Source organism: Aliiroseovarius crassostreae (assembly GCF_001307765.1).
GTDB lineage: Bacteria > Pseudomonadota > Alphaproteobacteria > Rhodobacterales > Rhodobacteraceae > Aliiroseovarius > Aliiroseovarius crassostreae.
This window is the reverse complement of record NZ_LKBA01000003.1, coordinates 21,578-39,923: the sequence shown is the minus strand read 5'-3', so window position 1 is coordinate 39,923 and position 18,346 is coordinate 21,578. Positions and strand designations below refer to the sequence as shown.

The 18,346-nt window shown below is 59.6% G+C and carries 11 protein-coding genes and 1 tRNA gene; 7 read left to right on the top strand and 5 right to left on the bottom strand.

From position 1 onward, the window contains the following. Positions 1 to 223: 223 nt before the first annotated feature. Positions 224 to 1,111 carry a LysR family transcriptional regulator gene (locus AKJ29_RS02125; RefSeq protein WP_055187542.1) on the bottom strand — a complete coding sequence of 296 codons (888 nt, stop codon included), beginning with the start codon at positions 1,109 to 1,111 and terminating at the stop codon, positions 224 to 226. A gap of 114 nt (positions 1,112 to 1,225) precedes the next feature. Here AKJ29_RS02125 and tmpA point away from each other — a divergent pair, with 114 nt between their 5' ends. Then, positions 1,226 to 2,371, top strand: coding sequence for a 2-trimethylaminoethylphosphonate dioxygenase (gene tmpA, locus AKJ29_RS02120; protein WP_055187541.1), 1,146 nt, complete (start codon positions 1,226 to 1,228; stop codon positions 2,369 to 2,371). Then, complete coding sequence (tmpB, locus tag AKJ29_RS02115) at positions 2,368 to 2,952, top strand: (R)-1-hydroxy-2-trimethylaminoethylphosphonate oxygenase (protein ID WP_055187540.1); 585 nt, start codon at positions 2,368 to 2,370, stop codon at positions 2,950 to 2,952. The genes tmpA and tmpB overlap by 4 nt, the downstream gene beginning before the upstream one ends. Positions 2,953 to 3,057: 105 nt before the next feature. Here the strand turns inward: tmpB and ilvD are convergent, their stop codons facing one another. The 4 genes from ilvD to AKJ29_RS02095 form a co-directional block, all read right to left on the bottom strand. Beyond that, the gene (gene ilvD, locus AKJ29_RS02110) at positions 3,058 to 4,893 is read right to left on the bottom strand and encodes a dihydroxy-acid dehydratase (RefSeq protein ID WP_055187539.1); all 1,836 of its coding nucleotides are present in this window, start codon (positions 4,891 to 4,893) and stop codon (positions 3,058 to 3,060) included. 113 nt (positions 4,894 to 5,006) lie between these two features. Beyond that, positions 5,007 to 6,998, bottom strand: a complete 1,992-nt coding sequence (locus AKJ29_RS02105) for an oxidoreductase (RefSeq protein WP_055187538.1) — start codon at positions 6,996 to 6,998, stop codon at positions 5,007 to 5,009. Between the two features lie 21 nt (positions 6,999 to 7,019). After that, complete coding sequence (locus tag AKJ29_RS02100) at positions 7,020 to 9,065, bottom strand: NADH:flavin oxidoreductase (RefSeq protein WP_055187537.1); 2,046 nt, start codon at positions 9,063 to 9,065, stop codon at positions 7,020 to 7,022. Between the two features lie 10 nt (positions 9,066 to 9,075). Then, positions 9,076 to 10,647 (bottom strand): trimethylamine methyltransferase family protein, encoded by a 1,572-nt coding sequence (locus tag AKJ29_RS02095; RefSeq protein ID WP_055187536.1) that lies wholly within the window; start codon positions 10,645 to 10,647, stop codon positions 9,076 to 9,078. An 82-nt stretch (positions 10,648 to 10,729) separates the two neighbouring features. Between AKJ29_RS02095 and AKJ29_RS02090 the strand changes: the two genes are divergently transcribed. The 5 genes from AKJ29_RS02090 to AKJ29_RS02070 all read left to right on the top strand — a co-directional run bounded on the left by AKJ29_RS02090 (position 10,730) and on the right by AKJ29_RS02070 (position 18,171). Next, the gene (locus tag AKJ29_RS02090; protein ID WP_055187535.1) at positions 10,730 to 11,350 is read left to right on the top strand and encodes a TetR/AcrR family transcriptional regulator; all 621 of its coding nucleotides are present in this window, start codon (positions 10,730 to 10,732) and stop codon (positions 11,348 to 11,350) included. Positions 11,351 to 11,545: 195 nt separating this feature from the next. Next, positions 11,546 to 15,487: a hybrid sensor histidine kinase/response regulator transcription factor gene (locus AKJ29_RS02085; protein WP_161805363.1), complete on the top strand. Its 3,942-nt coding sequence runs from the start codon at positions 11,546 to 11,548 to the stop codon at positions 15,485 to 15,487. 331 nt (positions 15,488 to 15,818) lie between these two features. Beyond that, a complete protein-coding gene (locus tag AKJ29_RS02080; RefSeq protein ID WP_314732183.1) occupies positions 15,819 to 16,661 on the top strand; it encodes a beta-keto acid cleavage family enzyme in 843 nt (280 codons plus the stop codon). After that, positions 16,658 to 17,983, top strand: a complete 1,326-nt coding sequence (locus AKJ29_RS02075; protein WP_055187533.1) for an aspartate aminotransferase family protein — start codon at positions 16,658 to 16,660, stop codon at positions 17,981 to 17,983. The genes AKJ29_RS02080 and AKJ29_RS02075 overlap by 4 nt, the downstream gene beginning before the upstream one ends. Before the next feature lie 112 nt (positions 17,984 to 18,095). After that, a tRNA-Thr gene (locus tag AKJ29_RS02070) sits at positions 18,096 to 18,171 on the top strand. Positions 18,172 to 18,346 lie beyond the last annotated feature (175 nt).

Here is an 18,346-nt window from a genome sequence, read left to right as displayed (position 1 = left end):
GGCCGCCAACAACCTTGCCCGGCTGCCGAGGTTGCTGGCGGTATGAAGGGAAAGATGGCCCCAGAAGCGAGCCGTGGGCGCGCCGACAGACATGACACTTCAGTCGAACCGGACCTGACGACGGGAAAGCGTTCCGGCTCAGCGACTATTTCAGCGACCTGCTGAAGCGTTCCGCCCCAAACCAGCGATTCAGGATTTTGGCGGAACGCGTTAGATACACAGGTTAAATACACAGGGCGGCGGTCAGCGCCGCCCATTGTTTTTTACTGACCGCCTGTTTGCTCGCCGTCATCCAGTGACTTTCCGCCGGGCGCAGGACATGGTCTGACAAGCGCAGCAGCCGCTCATTTCCCAATTCCGCCTGCACCAGAGGCAAAGAGGCCATCAGCACCCCGGCCCCCGCCCGCGCGGCCGCAACCGCGGCGGTGAATGTGTCAAACCGCAAAAGCGGCACCGGCGTTGTCGGATCCCCGGTCAGGGTGGCCCAGGCCTGCCATCCCGCGCGCGGCCCAGTCACCGCGAGGCGCGGCAGGTCCTGCCAGAGGCGCCCCCCCCGGATCAAACGTGGTGCACAGACCGGCGACAGGGCGTCTGCAAACAGCTTAGCCTTGTAATCAAACGCCCCACTTCCATCGCCATAGCGCACCCGCACCATCGGTGTTTCACGCAGGCTGTCTGCGGACAAAACCATGGTCTGGCACGAGATTTGCACCTCACCCGGCATCTGTATTTCCGCCAGACGCGGCGCAATCCAATGGGCCAGCATCGACGCACTGGCCGAGAGGGTGATGGTCTTGCGGCGCATCCCAAAGAGCTCTTCCGCGCTTTGGTCCAGCGTGGTCAGGCCGTGACTGACATAAGGCAGCCACGCTTCGCCATCAACCGAAAGGACCACCCCGCGCGCCTGCCGAATGAAAAGCCTCACCCCAAGCCGCGCCTCAAGCTGACCGATCCGCTGGCTGATCGCTGCTTGCGTCAGGCCGGTTTCCCGCGCCGCCCCGGTGAAGCTGCCGGTCCGCGCCGCAGCCTCAAACGCACGCACCCAATCCAGCGGAATATTGGCCAGTGGAATATTGGCCGGTGGCAGGTTGGAGGGTTGAGATCCAGACATAAGCAAAACGCCCCCTCAGATACGCATTCCCTAAATTGAACTTATGAACGGATGCAGCAACACTGTCATCTGAAAACAGACCGTTCAATTCGAGACTCAAGGAAGGTAACCCAGATGTCCGAAGTCAAGATCGACCCGCAGGGTCAGGTTCTCACCCTCTCCCTCAACGGCGAAAACACGCGGTTCCACGCGATGTGGCTACGCGATAATGCCTGGGATGAAGATACCCGCGCGCCCGGCAATGGGCAAAGGCTTGTTGCCTTGCGTGACATTCCGGCCAACACGGCGATATCTGCGGCCTCGGTTGAAAATGGTCTGCTCACTGTCACCTTCACTCCGGAAATGAAAACCGTCACTTACGATCTGGGCTGGCTGACTGACAATGCCTATGACCGACCGGCGCCCGAGGCCCGCGGCTGGCTTGGCCCGCGCATTGAAGCCTGGAACAGCGACTTGATGGGCAATGTGCCGGTCGGGGATTTTGCCGAACTGTCCAAAGGGGGCGATGCGCTGAAGGACTGGCTGGGAAAGGTTACCAAATATGGCTTTGGCAAGGTCGTGAACGGCCCGGTGGAAAGTGGCGCGCTGTTCAAGGTTGTTGATCTGTTTGGCTATGTGCGTGACACAAATTACGGCAAGCATTTCGAGGTGCGCACCGAGGTAAACCCGACAAACCTTGCCTTCACCGGGTTGGGTCTGCAAGCCCATACCGATAACCCCTACCGTGATCCCGTACCGTCTGTTCAGGTGCTTTATTGCCTCGAAAGCTCGGCCGCTGGCGGAGAAAACATGGTGGTCGACGGGTTTGCCGCTGCCCTGCGTCTGCGCGACGAAAACGAAGTCTATTTCAACGTTCTGACGGATCACTGCGCCCGGTTCGAATATGCGGGGGAAGATGGGGTATGCCTGACCTCCCGCCGTCCGATGATTGAACTGGCCCCGGATGGCGAGCTGATTGGGGTGCGGTTCAACAACCGCTCGCTGGCCGCTGTGACCGACGTGCCGTTTGAAAAGATGGAGACCTATTATGCCGCCTATCGCCGCCTGGGTGAGATTATTGATGACGAGGCAATGGAAGTGACGTTCCGGCTCGACCCCGGCGAAGGATTTGTGGTCGACAACACGCGTGTATTGCACGCCCGCAAGGGATATTCCGGCGAGGGCACCCGCTGGCTGCAGGGCTGCTACTCCGACAAGGACGGGTTGCGGTCGACCTATGATGCGATGGTGCGGTCCGAACAGAAGGAGGCCGCAGAATGAAGCCGGATATCGACCAGCTGACGCCTGAAAATATCGTCGAATTCATCGGTGGGATTTTTGAACGCCGCGGCGGGGAGGAGTATCTCGGCGAACCCGTGACCATGGCCCAGCACATGTTGCAGGGGGCAACGATTGCCGAGCAGAATGGACAGTCGGAGGAGGTCATCGTGGGCGCCCTTTTGCATGATATCGGGCATTTTACGTCCGAGTTTGGCACCTATCACCCGGATGACACCGAGGACCGGCACCACGAAGATGCAGGCGCCGAGGTGCTGGAGCGGTTTTTTCCCTCGGTAATCACCGATTGCGTGCGCTATCACGTGGCGGCGAAACGCTATCTCTGCGCCACCAAGCCCGAGTATTACAAACGCCTGTCGCCTGCATCGGCCCATACGCTGGAATTGCAGGGCGGGCCGATGAATGCGGAAGAGGTGGCAGAGTTTGCAGCCAACCCGAACCTCAAGGAAATCATCGCGGTGCGCTATCTGGATGAGGCGGGTAAGCGCGACGATATGGAGACGCCGGATTACTGGCATTTTGCGCCGATGGTGCAGCGGATGGTAGACCGGCATTGTGGCTGAGGCAGGCTGGGGGTTTCACACCCCCAGACCCCCATGAGGTATTTCAGGCAAGAAAAAGGGCGGGATGTTGACCCGCCCTTCGTCATTTTAGATGTATGGTCAGGATCAGTCGATGACGCGCACTGCGCCTTTCGCTGCGGAAGACGCCAGCATCGCATAGGCTTTCAGCGCCTTCGAGACCTTGCGTTTACGCGGCTCGGCGGGGACCCAGCCCTTCTTGTCCTGCTCGGCACGGCGGGCGGCCATTTCCTCGTCCGAGATGGCAAGGTTGATGGTGCGGTTCGGGATGTCGATCTCGATCTTGTCGCCGTCTTGCACCAGACCGATGGCGCCACCTTCTGCCGCTTCCGGCGAGGCGTGGCCGATTGACAGGCCCGAGGTCCCGCCCGAGAAGCGGCCATCGGTCAAGAGCGCACAGGCTTTGCCCAGACCCTTCGATTTCAGATAGCTGGTCGGGTAGAGCATTTCCTGCATCCCCGGCCCACCACGCGGCCCTTCGTAGCGGATGACAACCACGTCGCCTTCCTTGACCTTGCCGGTCAGAATGTTGTTCACGGCCGCGTCCTGGCTTTCGCAGACATGGGCGGTGCCGGTGAAGGTCAGGATGCTTTCATCCACACCCGCGGTTTTCACGATACAGCCGTCTTCGGCGATATTGCCGAACAGAACGGCCAGACCGCCATCTTTCGAAAACGCGTGTTCAGCCGAGCGGATCACGCCGGTTTCGCGGTCGGTGTCCAGTTCCTTGAACCGGTTTTCAGTCGAGAACGCCTTGGTGGTGCGCACACCTCCGGGGGCCGCTTTAAAGAGCTGTTCGGCCTCGGGGTTATTGGCGACCTTGATGTCCCATTTGGCGATCGCCTCGCCCATTGTGGAGGAATGCACGGTTGGCACGTCATTGTGCAGCAGCCCAGCGCGCGAGAGTTCGCCAAGGATCGAGAAGATGCCACCGGCGCGGTGCACATCTTCCATGTGGACGTTGTGGATGTTCGGTGCGACCTTGCACAGGCAGGGCACTTTGCGCGAAAGACGATCCATGTCGGTCATGTCGAAATCAACCTCACCCTCATGGGCGATGGCCAAGAGGTGCAGCACGGTGTTGGTCGACCCCCCCATGGCGATATCCAGCGACATGGCGTTTTCGAACGCTTCAAAGGTTGCGATCTCGCGCGGCAGCAGACCTTTTTCTTCGTCCTGATAGTGGCGCTTGGTGATCTCGACGATCTTGCGGCCAGCCTCGAGGAACAGGCCTTTGCGGTCGGCGTGCGTGGCCAGCGTTGAGCCATTGCCCGGCAGCGCCAGACCCAGTGCCTCGGCCAGGCAGTTCATCGAGTTCGCAGTGAACATGCCCGAGCACGACCCGCAAGTCGGGCAGGCGTTTTCTTCGATGTGCTGGACCTGCTCGTCGGTGTATTTGTCGTCCGCTGCGGCAACCATCGCATCGACAAGGTCGATCTTCTTGGCGTCCAGATCGGCAATGTCGATCTTGCCCGCTTCCATCGGACCACCAGAGACGAAGATCACCGGGATGTTCAGGCGCATCGCGGCCATCAGCATACCGGGGGTGATCTTGTCGCAGTTCGATATACAGACCATCGCGTCAGCACAGTGCGCGTTGACCATATATTCAACCGAGTCCGCAATCACTTCGCGCGACGGCAGCGAATAAAGCATGCCGTCATGGCCCATCGCGATCCCGTCATCGACGGCGATGGTGTTAAATTCTTTGGCCACACCGCCAGCGGCCTCGACCTCGCGCGCAACCATCTGGCCCAGATCCTTCAGGTGGACGTGCCCCGGCACGAACTGGGTAAAGCTGTTCACGATGGCGATGATCGGCTTGCCAAAATCGTCATCCTTCATCCCGGTCGCGCGCCACAATCCGCGGGCACCCGCCATGTTACGACCATGGGTCGACGTTCTGGAACGGTAAGCTGGCATGTTTTCTCGCCTCTTGCAGTCAATTCTTCGGCACAGGGATTAGCACTGATGACCGGGTGAGGCCAGCGCGGAGTTGTGGCTCTTGCCTTGTTTTCCAGCACCAAACTGTCCGGTCAGAGGGCCAGCCCCGCACGCCGCCCGTCGTAAAAGGCTGCGGCGGCATTGCGTGGTGCATGGGCGTCCCCGATCAGAACCGGGTCAAACCCCATTGCCCGCAATTCCTGCTTCAGCCCCATGCCGACACGTTCCGCGGTGGCAAGCACAAGGCTGTCGGCTGGGATCCGGCAGGTCTCTCCGGTCAGGATACTGGCACAGTCGGCCCCGCAGACAGCCCCCTGATCCGACCAGCCCGTCACCACGGTTTCGGTTACAAAGCGCACGCCAAGCCGGGCCAGTTGCTTGCGCGCCGGAAGATCGGCGGCAGATCGGAACAACTCTTTGCCCACCACCGGGTCCGGGGTGACAATGGTCACGTCATGACCGTCCTGGGCCAGCTTCCAGGCGGTGCCAATACCGCGCCAGTTGCCCCCTTCGTCCAATACGATCACGGCCTTCCCCAGACGGGCATCGCGAGCCATGACATCCTCGGCACTGAACACATTTCCCCGCTCGATACCCGGCAGGGTGCCGACATGTGCCAGCCCCTTCTGAAACCCGTTTCCAGCCGGAACAGAGCCTGTTGCGTCGACGATAAGATCCGCGCCGAACGCCGCAATCTCGGCCGCATCCAGATAGCTGTTGTAGCGAATGTTGACACCCAACGCGATGAGCTGGCGCTGATACCAATCGATCAGGTCGCTGATCTGCGCGCGGCGCGGCTGCAGCCCTGCCAGCCGAAACTGTCCACCCAGTGCTGGGCCTGCTTCGGCCAAGGTGACCCGGTGCCCGCGTTCCGCCGCCACACGGGCACATTCCAGTCCGGCCGGACCAGCCCCGACCACAAGCACATTGCGTTGGGATTGCACCTTGCTGAATCGATCCCCGCCCCATTCATGCTCGCGCCCGACCGACGGGTTGATCAGGCATGAGATCCAATAATCCCGCCCCCGTCGCCCCCAGCATTGCTGGTTGCACGACAGGCAGCCACGGATGTCCTCTGCGCGATCTTCTCCCGCCTTTGCCACCAGATGCGGATCGGCAATCTGCCCGCGCACGATGGAGACAAGGTCCGCCTCGCCCGCACCCAGAACCGTATTGGCATTTTCCGGGGTTCGGATATGGCTTTCTGCCGTGACCAGCGCGTGTTTGACGACGGATTTCAGCCGGGTTGCCAGATCCACACCGAGCTTTTCGCCATAGAGAAAAGTGGGCATCAGCTTGTAGAAATCGAAATACCCGCCCGACCCGCAAGTGACATAATCCATCAGTTGCTCCGCATCATGCAGCGCGACAATCTCGGCGGTGTCTTCGCGGCTGAGGGCAGCCTCGACATCCGGTTCATCGGCAACAGACAGCCCGATGATGAAGTTGTCGCCACAGGCAGACCGGATGCGTTTCAGAATCTCACGCGAAAACCGGGTGCGGTTTTCCAGCGACCCGCCCCATTGGTCTTCTCGCTGGTTCGAAAACGGGGTCCAGAACTGGTCAATCAGACAATGATAGGCGGCCCAGACTTCGACCCCGTCGAAACCTGCCTTTTGACACCTGACGGCCGCATCGACGAAAGACTGGATGGTCTCTTCGATCTCGGCTTCGGACATGGCATGGCTGCCATCATTGTCGTGATAGCTTGGCCCGCCCGAAGGTGACCAGTTGGCGTGCCAGGAATTGTCCCAATCCCCATGCGCCCCCACATGGTAAAGCTGCTGGATCATCACTGCGCCATGGGCCTGCCCCACCTCGGTGATCTGTCTGAAATGGGGGATCACCTCATCCGTGGAGGGACGAAAATTGCCACGGGTCAGCACCGCCGCCGGATGCACCGGCATCGGCTCAACCACAATCATCGCAGCGCCCCCGATGGCACGTTCGCGGTAATAGGCCAGATGCTGATCCCCGGGCAGGCCATCTTGGGACATATTGGTGGTATGCGCCCCGAACACCACGCGGTTTTTCAGCGTCTTGTGACGCAGCCGAACCGGTTTGAAGATATGGGGGAAAGGCATTGGCGCACTCCGGTTTCCGCGTCAGAGATCCTTGACCAGCCGCAACGCATCATAGATCGCGGCATGGCAATTGCGTGCGGATACGGCGTCGCCGATGCGAAACAGCTGGAACCTGCCCTCCGGGTTGCGCAGGAGCGTCTGCGGGCGCCCTTCGATCAGCGCCTCCTGATCAACCGCCCCCCGGTTCGAGCTTTCCTCGCGCAGTGCGAAATAGAGCTCATCCATCGGCAAGGTGCCATAGTTCACCACCACCTGATCATATTGCGCCGTACGGGTGAAATCCGAATAATCAGTGCCGATCGTTGCGGTCAGTTTATTGCCATCCCTGGCCACATCCAACAGACGGCGGGTGACGGTGAAGGTGACGTCCTTGTCCTGAAGCGCGCGCATATAGGGCACGAGGTTCATCGCCATGATATCCGGTGCAAAGGTGCGGTCCGGGGTCATCACCTCAACCCTGGACCCGGCATGGGCGGCCATTTCTGCGGCCTGAAGCCCCGGATGATCACCGCTTTCGTCATAGATCAGCACATGCTCGGCGGGTTTCACATCGCCCGCGATAATGTCCCATGCGGTGACCACATTGGCTGCGTCTCCGCGCTGCTCGAACAGTTCGGTATTCGGCAGACCACCTGTGGCGACAATGACCACATCAGGATCCAGTGCGCGCACGTCCTCGGCCTCAGCCCAGCTGTTGAAGCGGAACTCCACGTCACGAGCGGCACATTGCGCCATGCGCCAGTCGATGATCGAGATCATCTCGCGGCGACGTGGGGAAAGCGCGGCCAGGCGCAGCTGCCCTCCGGGATCCGGTTGCGCTTCGAACACGATGACGTCATGGCCGCGCTCAGCTGCAACCCGCGCGGCCTCCAGACCGCCGGGGCCGGCACCGATGACAACCACTTTCTTCTTCTCATCTGCGGGCGTGACCTCATGCGGCATGGTCAGTTCGCGCCCGGTGGCGGGGTTGTGGATGCACAGGGCCTCACCCGCGCCATAGATCCGGTCCAGACAATAGGTGGCGCCGACACAGGGGCGGATGTCATCCTCGCGCCCCTCAATGATTTTGCGCACCACATGCGGATCGGCCATATGCGCGCGGGTCATGCCGACCATATCAAGCTGGCCCGAGGCAATGGCGTGGCGCGCGGTGGCCACATCGGGAATTTTCGACGCGTGGAACACCGGCAGGGTGACCGCCGCCTTGACCCGCCCGGCAAAATCCAGATGCGGGGCATTTTTCATCCCCTGCACCGGGATCATGTCGGTCATGGCCGGGTCAGTATGGATGCGCCCCCGGTTGATATTGAGGTAATCCACATGGCCGTTTGCCTCGAAGATCCGGGCGATCTCCAGCCCCATTTCTTCGTCGATACCGCCGGCCTGCGCCTCGTCAGGGGCAAAACGCACGCCGACAACAAAGTCGTCCCCCACCCGTTTGCGGACAGAGGCGATGATGTCATTGGTCAGGCGCAGGCGGTTTTCCAGGGTTTTTCGCCCATAAGGACCGTCCAGATCATTGGACAGGGGCGAGATGAACTGATCAAGCAGGTGGCCATGGGTCATGATTTCAACCCCGTCCATCCCGCCCGCTTTCATCCGCTCGGCTGCGTCGGTGAAATCGGCGATGACATTCTCAATGTCCCAGTCTTCCGCGAGTTTCGGAAAAGCATGGTGGGCGGGTTCGCGGTGTTTGGTCGAGGACACGGCAGGCAGCCAATCCCCCTTGGCCCAATGGGTGCGCCGCCCCAGATGGGTCAGCTGGATCATCACCGCGCAGCCATGTTCATGGCAACCATCGGTCAGCTGCCGGATCCAAGGCACCACTTCGTCCTTATAGGCGAGGATATTGTTGAAAACCGGCGGGCTGTTGCGCGACACCGCCGCTGACCCCGCCGTCATCGCAAGGGCCACCCCGGCCCGGGCACGCTCCGCGTGATAGGCCGCATAGCGTTGTTTCGGCATCCCGTCCTCGGGGTAGGCCGGTTCATGACTGGTGGTCATGATCCGGTTTTTCAGGGTCAGATGTTTCAGCTGAAAGGGTTGCAGCAGCGGATCTTTGGACATCTGTCCCTCCTCAATACCACATGTCGGCCATCGCGGCCTTTTTACGCGCCATGAAGTCACGCAGCGCGTCGTTCACGGCGTCGTCCAGCGGCGGCGCTTCGTAGTCGTTCAACAGCTGTTTCCAACGCTGGTTGGCGCGGGTCGCAGCATCAATGCCGCCCTGCTCATCCCATGTTTCCCACGGCTGGTTGTCATCCAGCGCACTGTCATAATAGGCGGTCTGATAATGGCGCAGGGTGTGGGCGGTTGAGAACAGATGCGCCCCCGGCCCGCCTTCGGCCAGCGCCTCAAATCCAAGCGTGTCCTCGTTGACCGCAATCCCGTTCAGGTAGGCGTGCAGCGCACCACACATATCGGTGTCCATCACGAATTTCTCGTATGACATCGACAAAAGCCCATCCAGAAAGCCCGCCGAATGCAGGATGAAATTGGCCCCGCATTGCACAGCCGACATCATGGACATCATGGATTGCTGCATTGCCTGCGCATCCGGCAATTTCGAGGTCGAGAAATTGCCCGCGCAGCGCAGCGGCATGTTCAGGCGTCGCGCCAGCTGCCCCATCACCAGTGACCCCAGCGCCGGCTCCGGCGTTCCAAATGTGGGCGAGCCAGAGCGGAGCGACATCGAGCTGAGGAAACTGCCAAGGATCGCAGGCGCGCCCGGCCGCTCCAATTGCGTAAGGGCCGCCGACACCATGGTTTCCGCCAGACATTGCGCAATCGACCCCGCCATGGTCAGCGGGCTGACCGCGCCCCCCAGAAGGAAGGGCAGGTGGATGGAACCCTGCCCCGCCCGCGCATAGGCCCGGATGCCCTGCGTTGTGACCCCATCCATCACCATCGGTGAGGTGGTGTTGAAATTCCCCATGATCACACAGTTCTGATCCACGTAATCAGCGCCAAACAGGATACGGGTCATCTCGATGCTGTCTTCGGCCCGCTCGGGTGCGGTGATCGAACCAAGAAAGGCGCGATCCGAGTATTTGATGTGGCTGTAAACCATGTCCAGATGGCGTTTATTCACCGCAATATCGGTGGGTTCACAGATCGTGCCACCGGAATGGTGCAACCAGGGCGAGCTTTGCCCCAGCTTGATCAGGTTCTGAAAATCCTCGATCGTGCCATAGCGCCGCCCCTTGTCCAGATCCATGACGAAAGGCGATCCATAAGAGGGCGCAAAAACCATCGACCGCCCACCGATCTCGACATTGTTTTTCGGATTGCGCGCGTGCTGGGTGAATTTGGACGGCGCGGTGGACAGGATCTGGCGGACCATGCCCGGCGCAAATTTCAAATTCCAGCTCTCGGCGGTAAGCTCTGTCACCTCGGCTCCGGCCCGGCGGAACATCTCTACCGTGTCCGGGTCTTCACGAAACTCGATGCCGATCTCTGACAGGATGCGCTCAGCGGTCTGTTCAATCTCAACCAGCGCCCCCTCTTCCAGAAGGTCATAAGTCGGGATGCCCCGCGTGATGAAGGGCACCTCAAGATGAGGGTTCTGGCCGGGTTGGCCGCTGCGTATTTCGCCCGCACCACGTTTTCGCCGCCGGCTTCGCACCGGTACTGCGCTCTGATCAACCATGGCGTCCTCCCATTCGCAAAGGTGTATAGACAGTAGCGTCATTAAAATTGACACCTGTGTCAAGAAATACTAAATTTGGGTCATGACAGAACTGGAAAGCTCCAAACGCCAGGGGGCAGAAAATGCCTGGCTATCCGCCGCATATGAGGTCCTGACCGAAAGTGGTGTGGAGGCCGTAAAGGTTGGTGTTCTCTCGAAAAAACTGGGACTTACGCGGTCCGGGTTCTATTGGTATTTCAAGGATCGCGAGGCGCTTCTGGACGTGATGATCGCCCGGTGGGACGCGAAGAATACCGGCAACCTGATCCGGCAGACCGAAGCCTATGCCGACACGATCACCGAGGCGATGCTGAACCTGTTCGAGTGCTGGCTGGACGCGGATCTGTTCGATTCCCGGCTGGATCTGGCAATCCGCAACTGGGCCCGCAATGCCCCCGACCTACAGCGCAAGATCGAACACTCAGACCGCCTGCGCGCCCGCGCCATTGCCGATATGTATCGCCGGTTCGGCTTTTCCGACAAGCAGGCCGAGGTGCGCAGCATGACGGTGCTATATACCCAGATCGGCTACATTTCGATGCAGGTCAGCGAGGACCTTGAAGAGCGCATCAATCGGATGCCGGATTATGTTGAGGTATATACGGATAAAAAACCCTCTGAACGTGAATTCGCCCGCTTCAAATCCAAGTATTTCCCAACCTGACCCTAACCTTTTGAGCAATTGCGCCACCGTTTTTTCCCTCCTACGAGCACATGATGAGGAATACAGGGAAAAGATGGCTTTTCCCCGTCATAAAGCCAAGATCCACCCCAAGGCGCTATCTATGGGGTGATGGCTGACGGACAGGACAAACAAACAAACGGGCCAAACAAACAGGGCAGGCAACGGGGGGACGCGATGCGGGAACTGATACTGGGGATCTGGCTCCTTACCCTCGGGCTCTGCCAAGCGGCACTGGGGGACACTCCGAAAATGGCGCGCCAGCTGACCATTGATGATGGTCTGTCGCAAAGCACCGTCCACGCGATCTACCAGGCGCATGATGGCCGGATGTGGTTTGCCACCGGGGACGGGATCAGCATTTTCGACGGTGCCCGGTTCAGCTATTTATATCGCAGCGAAACCCCCAATCATGGCTTGCAGACAAACTATATCTTTGGGTTGAAAGGGGATCTTCAGGGGCGCATCTGGGTTGCGACATTGGGCGGTGGCGTCAGCGTCTACTCCCAATCTGCGGAGTTTCTCACAGGGTTTCGCGCCCCGGATGGCGCTGCCCAAACCACCCTTCTGAATGACACCTATGACTTTGCGTTCAAACCGGATGGCGCCGTATGGGTCACCACCGGGGCAGGTGTTGTGAAACTGCCGCCGGATCGGGTCAACGCTGCGCTAAAGGCCGCCCCCCCTCCGGGAGTGCTTCCGGTGATTGACGCGGAAGACGTTATTGACCCCACAGCAGCCCTGCGCCTTTTGCACCTAAAGGACGGTCGCCTGCTGGTGGGTACACAGGTACGGGGATTGCTTCTGATCAATGATGAGGGGGACAATATTCGCCCCATTCGCCGGGACAATTCCGACCTGAGCGGTGATCGGATCATGGCCCTGTTCGCAGATGATCAGGACCAGGTCTGGATCGGCACCGAAGAGGGGGGGCTGAACCTTCTGGACCCGTCCAGCCTGACGGTTAGCCAACCGATTGATCTGCCCGACAATGATGTGGAAAGCATCAGCCAGGGGCAGGATGGGCGTCTTTGGTTTGGCACCTGGTCACATGGCATCTTCGTGCATGATCCTGTCACCGGAGACACCGTCAATTACCGGGCACATCCGGGTCAGCCCCTTCGCCTTGGAAGCGACACTGTCATTGCCCTGACCGCCGGGAAAATGGGTCGCATCTGGGCGGGAACCTATGACCGCGGCGTCAGCAACCTGTCGCAATACCCGGATCCGTTTGAAACCTATTTCGCCAATCCCGAAGGGGATGCGGGGCCTATCTCTGCCACGATCTGGTCCATGACCGAGGGGGTGGGGAAGTCACTTTGGGTTGGGTCCAAAAAGGGGCTCGACCGGCTGATCCGGGACGAAAAGCGGTTTGAACGCGTGGATCTGGGCAAGGGCGACCAGGATGTGCGTGCCATCCTGCCCCTGGGGGATCACCTGCTGCTCGCCCTTCGCCGCCGCGGTCTGCACCTTTACGACTGGCGCACAAGAACCCTGACCCCGGTGTCGGAAGAGGGCGGAAACGCGCTGTTCCATGACCGGTTCGTCCGGCTTTTGCTGCAAGATCGGCACGGACAGATCTGGGTCGGCACCCATTCTGGCGTTTTCACGCTGGACGAAAACCTGCAACCGGTCCGCCACCTCCACAAAGACAATGGCGCCCTGCCCCACAACCGAACCCGCAGCCTTTACGAGGGCCCGGAGGGCAATATCTGGATCGGCACCAGCGGAGGCCTGACCCGGTTCAACCCGGAAACCGGTGAGACGCAAACCTTTTCGGGGGCGGCCTATTTCGATGACAATGACGTGCGGGCCATCTATTGCCTGCCCGATGGGCGCATGCTGGTTGGCACCCAGGCTGGCATAACCATCCTGTCAAAAGACATGAAGCGCCTGGACCGCATAGGGCGCGCGGATGGGTTGCCGAACGAGACCATCTACAGCCTTCTGCCCGACCAGAAGGGGCAGATCTGGATCACCACCAACAATGGGCTGGCCCGGTATTCCCCGAGCGACGGAGACATTGCGGTTTACAAAAGCCGCGATGGGCTGCAAGGGGCCGAGTTCAATTTCAACGCCTATACCGCGCTAAGCGATGGCACCCTGGCGGTTGGCGGTATGAATGGCCTGTCTCTGTTTCACCCCGACACGTTACAGCCCAATCATATGCCACCACTTGTCAGTTACATCCAACTTGACGAACACGGCAGGCAGATCACCCCAGCCCCGAATTATGAAAGGGTTTCACCCGCCACGCTTGATATGGCGATTACGGTGGCGCATTACACCGATCCTGTTGCCAATCGGCTGCGCTGGCGCCTGGATCCGGTGGACACCAAGTGGCAGGAGGCAACCGGCTCTGTGCACAAACTGCGCCGTGAAAACCTGCTGCCCGGATCCTACGATCTGCGGTTTCAGGGTATCAGCGCCGGCAATGTCACAGGGCCGGAACAGGTTCTGAGCTTTTCGGTCTCGGCCCCCCTTTATCTGCGTTGGTATGCGTGGGTGGCATATTTACTGCTCTTGGTTCCCGCAATCCTGTTCATCCCATGGCTGCGCAACCGGGCCCTTCAGAAACGCACATCGGCGCTGGAAGCCATGGTGCAGGAGAAAACCCGCAAACTGGTTGCCGCCGACAAAGAGCGGGCGCAGTTTTACGCCCGTGCTGCCCATGAAATCCGCACCCCAATCTCGTTGATCAAAGCCCCCCTTCAAAGCATCGAAAAAACCGCCAAGCTCAGCCCGCAAAACCAGAAACTCCTGACGCTGGTCACCCGCGCCGTGGCCCGCCTGACGCAGCTGAGCGAAGAGATGTCAGAAGGGAGCAGGCAGAACAGGACTGATCCCAGCCAGCATGTCATTGCCAATCTGGATGGGGTGATCGAGCCGATCCTGTCCCTCTACCAAGACAGCGCCACCCTGCATGGCGTCCGCTTTCAGACAGAGCTGGGCAATCTGGGGGTTGCCACAGTTGACCTCGAGGCGCTTGAGCTGATCACCCATAACCTCCTGTCAAATGCAATCCGGCATACACCAAGAGGGGGCGCAATCGAGGTGCAGATTGCCCTTGAAAACCAGGTATTGAAGATGAAGGTCAGCAATACCGCAAGCCTGCCTGAGGAGTTTATCAGAACCCTTCAGGGGCACCTGCCAGAAGATCAGAACGTGCCAACCCATGGCGGTGAAATTGTGGGCGCACTGGTGCAGCGCAGCGGCGCTGATATCCATGTGGTGCCTGATCCGGCGGCAATCACCCTGCGGTTTCCTGCGCGCCATAATCGCCCATTGCATACGCAGGCTCGCAACTCAGATGGCCCAGACAGCGAAACGCAGCCCCAGATCCTGATCGTTGAGGACGACCGCGAGCTGCGCCATTACCTGACGGGTGCCCTTGGGGAGCTGGGCAAAATACACAGCGCGGCCTCCTGCAGCACCGCCCGCCGCATGGTGCAGAAATATCCCCTTCACCTTATTATCTGCGATGTCATGCTACCCGATGGCAGCGGGTTTGATCTGATCCGCGAGATCAAGGAATGCCCGGAGACGTCCCATATTCAGGTGCTGTTTCTGACCGCGCTGTCGGGGGACCATTCGATGCGCGAGGGTCTGTCGGTCAGTGCCGATGATTATCTGACCAAACCCTTCGACATCGAGACCCTGATCGCGCGGATACGTCTGCGGCTGAACAATTACGATGCAATCCGCACGCATGTGCGCGCGCAACACACACAACATGATGCGCCACTTGAGAATGTCGAACTTGCGCCCGCCGACGAAAGATTGCGGGGCCAGATCGAAGCCCATCTGCTCGACCACCTCGATCAGCCAGACTTTTCCGTGGATGATCTGGCGCGGCTTTGCGCCCTCAGCAAACGGAGCTTGCAACGCAAGCTGACCCTCCTGTTCGGGCAAAGTTTTTCTCAGCTTCTGTCTCAGCGCCGGGTTGAACACGCCGCCGCCCTGCTGCGCAGGGGCATGGCGGTCAAAGAGGTGTATCAGGCCTGTGGCTACACCCATCCGTCCAGTTTTGCGCGCCGATTCCGCCAGATCTGGGGGATGCAACCCAGCGAATTCAAGAAGGGCGGAGATGGGGAAACGCAACAATCCGCGCCAGAATAGAAACGCAACGCGCCTGATGTTAAACATCCATGAGTTGAACACTTTCACTGTCGGCCGCCATGATCTACCTAATACCGTATCGGCGGTTTGCCAATTGGGGATGGACTTGCCCACTCGCATGATGGGCAATGATCGCGAAAGAGCTTCCGGGGTGTGAGTGACCCGGAGTATTTGAGCACCATCTGCCCTGGACCCCTAAAAGATTTCCTATTCGGGTCCAGGGAAATTCTCCTGAAACAGTATTTAATCTCGTGCGGCACTTCCCTGTCTCAGGTGAAAGTCGAAACGTTTTTGCGCCTGGAAACAGCATCTGGACAAAGCTTGTGACACCATGCTTGATGTCGAAATCAAGGATCAACGGCTCGTGGATTTCCACAAGAAAAGCAAGCCCCATGCACAAGATGCTAGGATTGACATGGCACATCCCTATATTCTGGTTGCCCCAAATGGCGCCCGTCGCACCCACAGCGATCACCCTGCCCTTCCCGTCACATTGGATGAGATAGTTGCCACCTCTGCTGCCTGTCACGCGGTTGGGGCAAATGGCGTTCACCTGCATGTCAGGGAGGGGGACGGCACCCACTCTCTGGATGCGGGACGTTATCTTGAGACAATCGCGGCGATTAAGGACACAGCCCCCGGGCTTGATATCCAGATCACGACCGAGGCTGCGGGCCTGTTTGATGTTGCAACCCAACTGGCCTGCCTGAAACAGGTTGCGCCAGAATGGGCGTCAATTTCCATCCGCGAAATTTCCCGCGATCCCAGCCTTGCAGAACAGGTCTATGGGACGTGTGCAGCGCAAGGCACACGTGTTCAGCATATCCTCTATGATACCGACGATGCGGCATTGCTGGCGCATTGGCAGACACAGGGAATTGTGCGCGCCGGGCAGGTTGACCGCCTTTTGGTGCTGGGACGCTATGCAACCGGGCAAATCTCGCGCCCTGCTGATCTGGAACCGTTTCTGACAAATGGCACACCCAAAGACCCCTGGATGGTCTGCGCATTTGGCCCGCAGGAACATGCCTGTCTCACCCGTGCCGCCCATCTTGGCGGCGACCTTCGGGTGGGGTTTGAGAATGGCCTGACCGACGAACACGACACCCCCTGGGCTGACAACGCAGCATCGGTTGCCGCCCTGATATCCCGCCTGAAAGGAGATGTGGCATGAGCCCGAAAAGCCACGTATTGCCCCGCCACACCAAAGCCACCCTTCCCACCGCCATGGCGGGGGACGGGGCCTATCTGATTGACGACAAAGGTCAGAAATACCTGGATTGCGGCGACGCCGCCGTGTCGTGTCTGGGGCATTCAAACCCGGCGGTGATCAAGGCGGTTCAGGAGCAGGTAGAGAAAATCGCCTTTGCCCATTCCGGCTTCATGACCTCAGAACCCGCCGAGGCATTGGCAAGGCTGCTGATCCAGAACGCCCCCGGCGCTCTCGATCGGGTCTATTTCGTGTCCGGTGGGTCAGAAGCCACCGAAAGCGCAATCAAGCTGGCCCGGCAGTATTTCCTTGAAATCGGTCAGCCGGAACGGCGCCGGGTCATTGCCCGCAAACAAAGCTATCACGGCAACACATTGGGCGCCTTGTCTGCGGGGGGCAATGAATGGCGCCGCGCCCAGTTCGCCCCGCTTCTGGTCGAGATGAGCCATATTGCGCCCTGTTACGAATATGTGGGCCGGAATGACGGCGAAAGCAGCTTTGACTATGGGCAGCGTGTCGCCAACGAGCTTGAGAGTGAAATTCTGCGTCTTGGGCCAGATAGCGTGATGGCGTTCATGGCCGAACCGGTGGTCGGCGCCACGCTGGGCGCGGTTCCCTCCGTGGACGGGTATTACAAACGCATCCGCGAGATCTGTGATCAATATGGTGTGCTGCTGATCCTGGATGAGGTGATGTGTGGCATGGGGCGCACCGGACATCTGTTTGCCTGCGACCATGACGGCATCGCCCCGGATATCCTGTGCATCGCCAAGGGGCTGGGGGCAGGGTATCAGCCAATCGGAGCGATGCTCTGCACCGACAAGATATATGCCGCAATCGAAAACGGATCAGGGTTTTTCCAGCACGGGCACACCTATCTGGGCCATCCGGTCGCCACCGCGGCGGCCCTGGCGGTGGTGACAGAGCTGACCAGCCGTGACCTGCCCGCGCGCGCGGCCGCAATGGGCGATAAGCTGCAAGCCGCCTTGGAGACGCGCTTTGGCCAACACCCGAATGTGGGCGACATCCGGGGGCGCGGATTGTTCCGTGGCCTTGAGCTGGTCGCTGACCGCGACACGAAAACCCCGTTTGATCCGGCAATGGGTGTGGCAGGCAAAATCAAGAAAGCGGCCTTTGCCGCAGGGTTAATCTGTTACCCGATGTCCGGCACCCGTGACGGAAAACATGGCGACCACATCCTGCTCGCCCCGCCCTTTATCATTACGGAAGAGCAGATTGACGAACTGGTCGACAAACTTGCGACAGCACTTGCCACGGTGCTGTAAACCTAAACCAGAAACCGTCTCCCACCGGTGAAATACAAAAGTGGGTTCGATTGACCAGGAATGGTTTTGCGCCTTGCGCAACGCCGATCAAGCGGTTAAACGAACCCCGGCTGCCTCAATAGCTCAGCTGGTAGAGCAGGTCCTTCGTAAGGACAAGGTCGGGGGTTCGAGTCCCTCTTGAGGCACCATCAAATCCCACTTATCTATTTGATATTTAAGGATTTAATTTCCCCTTGAGGTCACCCTGCATACACGCTTACCTACACAATTAGGTGAAGCTATGCGGAATGTGACCGTGAAATACCTCAAACAAGACAAGCGATCAGGCAGTTTCGTCTATCGGCGCAGCCCGAAGAGGTCACC

Bases quoted from the DNA above. Each gene is read 5' to 3' on its own strand.
- ilvD (WP_055187539.1), bottom strand. From the start codon at position 4,893: ATGCCAGCTTACCGTTCCAGAACGTCGACCCATGGTCGTAACATGGCG.
- AKJ29_RS02100 (WP_055187537.1), bottom strand. From the start codon at position 9,065: ATGTCCAAAGATCCGCTGCTGCAACCCTTTCAGCTGAAACATCTGACC.
- AKJ29_RS02095 (WP_055187536.1), bottom strand. From the start codon at position 10,647: ATGGTTGATCAGAGCGCAGTACCGGTGCGAAGCCGGCGGCGAAAACGT.
- AKJ29_RS02125 (WP_055187542.1), bottom strand. From the start codon at position 1,111: ATGTCTGGATCTCAACCCTCCAACCTGCCACCGGCCAATATTCCACTG.
- tmpA (WP_055187541.1), top strand. From the start codon at position 1,226: ATGTCCGAAGTCAAGATCGACCCGCAGGGTCAGGTTCTCACCCTCTCC.
- AKJ29_RS02105 (WP_055187538.1), bottom strand. From the start codon at position 6,998: ATGCCTTTCCCCCATATCTTCAAACCGGTTCGGCTGCGTCACAAGACG.
- AKJ29_RS02085 (WP_161805363.1), top strand. From the start codon at position 11,546: ATGCGGGAACTGATACTGGGGATCTGGCTCCTTACCCTCGGGCTCTGC.
- AKJ29_RS02090 (WP_055187535.1), top strand. From the start codon at position 10,730: ATGACAGAACTGGAAAGCTCCAAACGCCAGGGGGCAGAAAATGCCTGG.
- tmpB (WP_055187540.1), top strand. From the start codon at position 2,368: ATGAAGCCGGATATCGACCAGCTGACGCCTGAAAATATCGTCGAATTC.
- AKJ29_RS02080 (WP_314732183.1), top strand. From the start codon at position 15,819: ATGCTTGATGTCGAAATCAAGGATCAACGGCTCGTGGATTTCCACAAG.
- AKJ29_RS02075 (WP_055187533.1), top strand. From the start codon at position 16,658: ATGAGCCCGAAAAGCCACGTATTGCCCCGCCACACCAAAGCCACCCTT.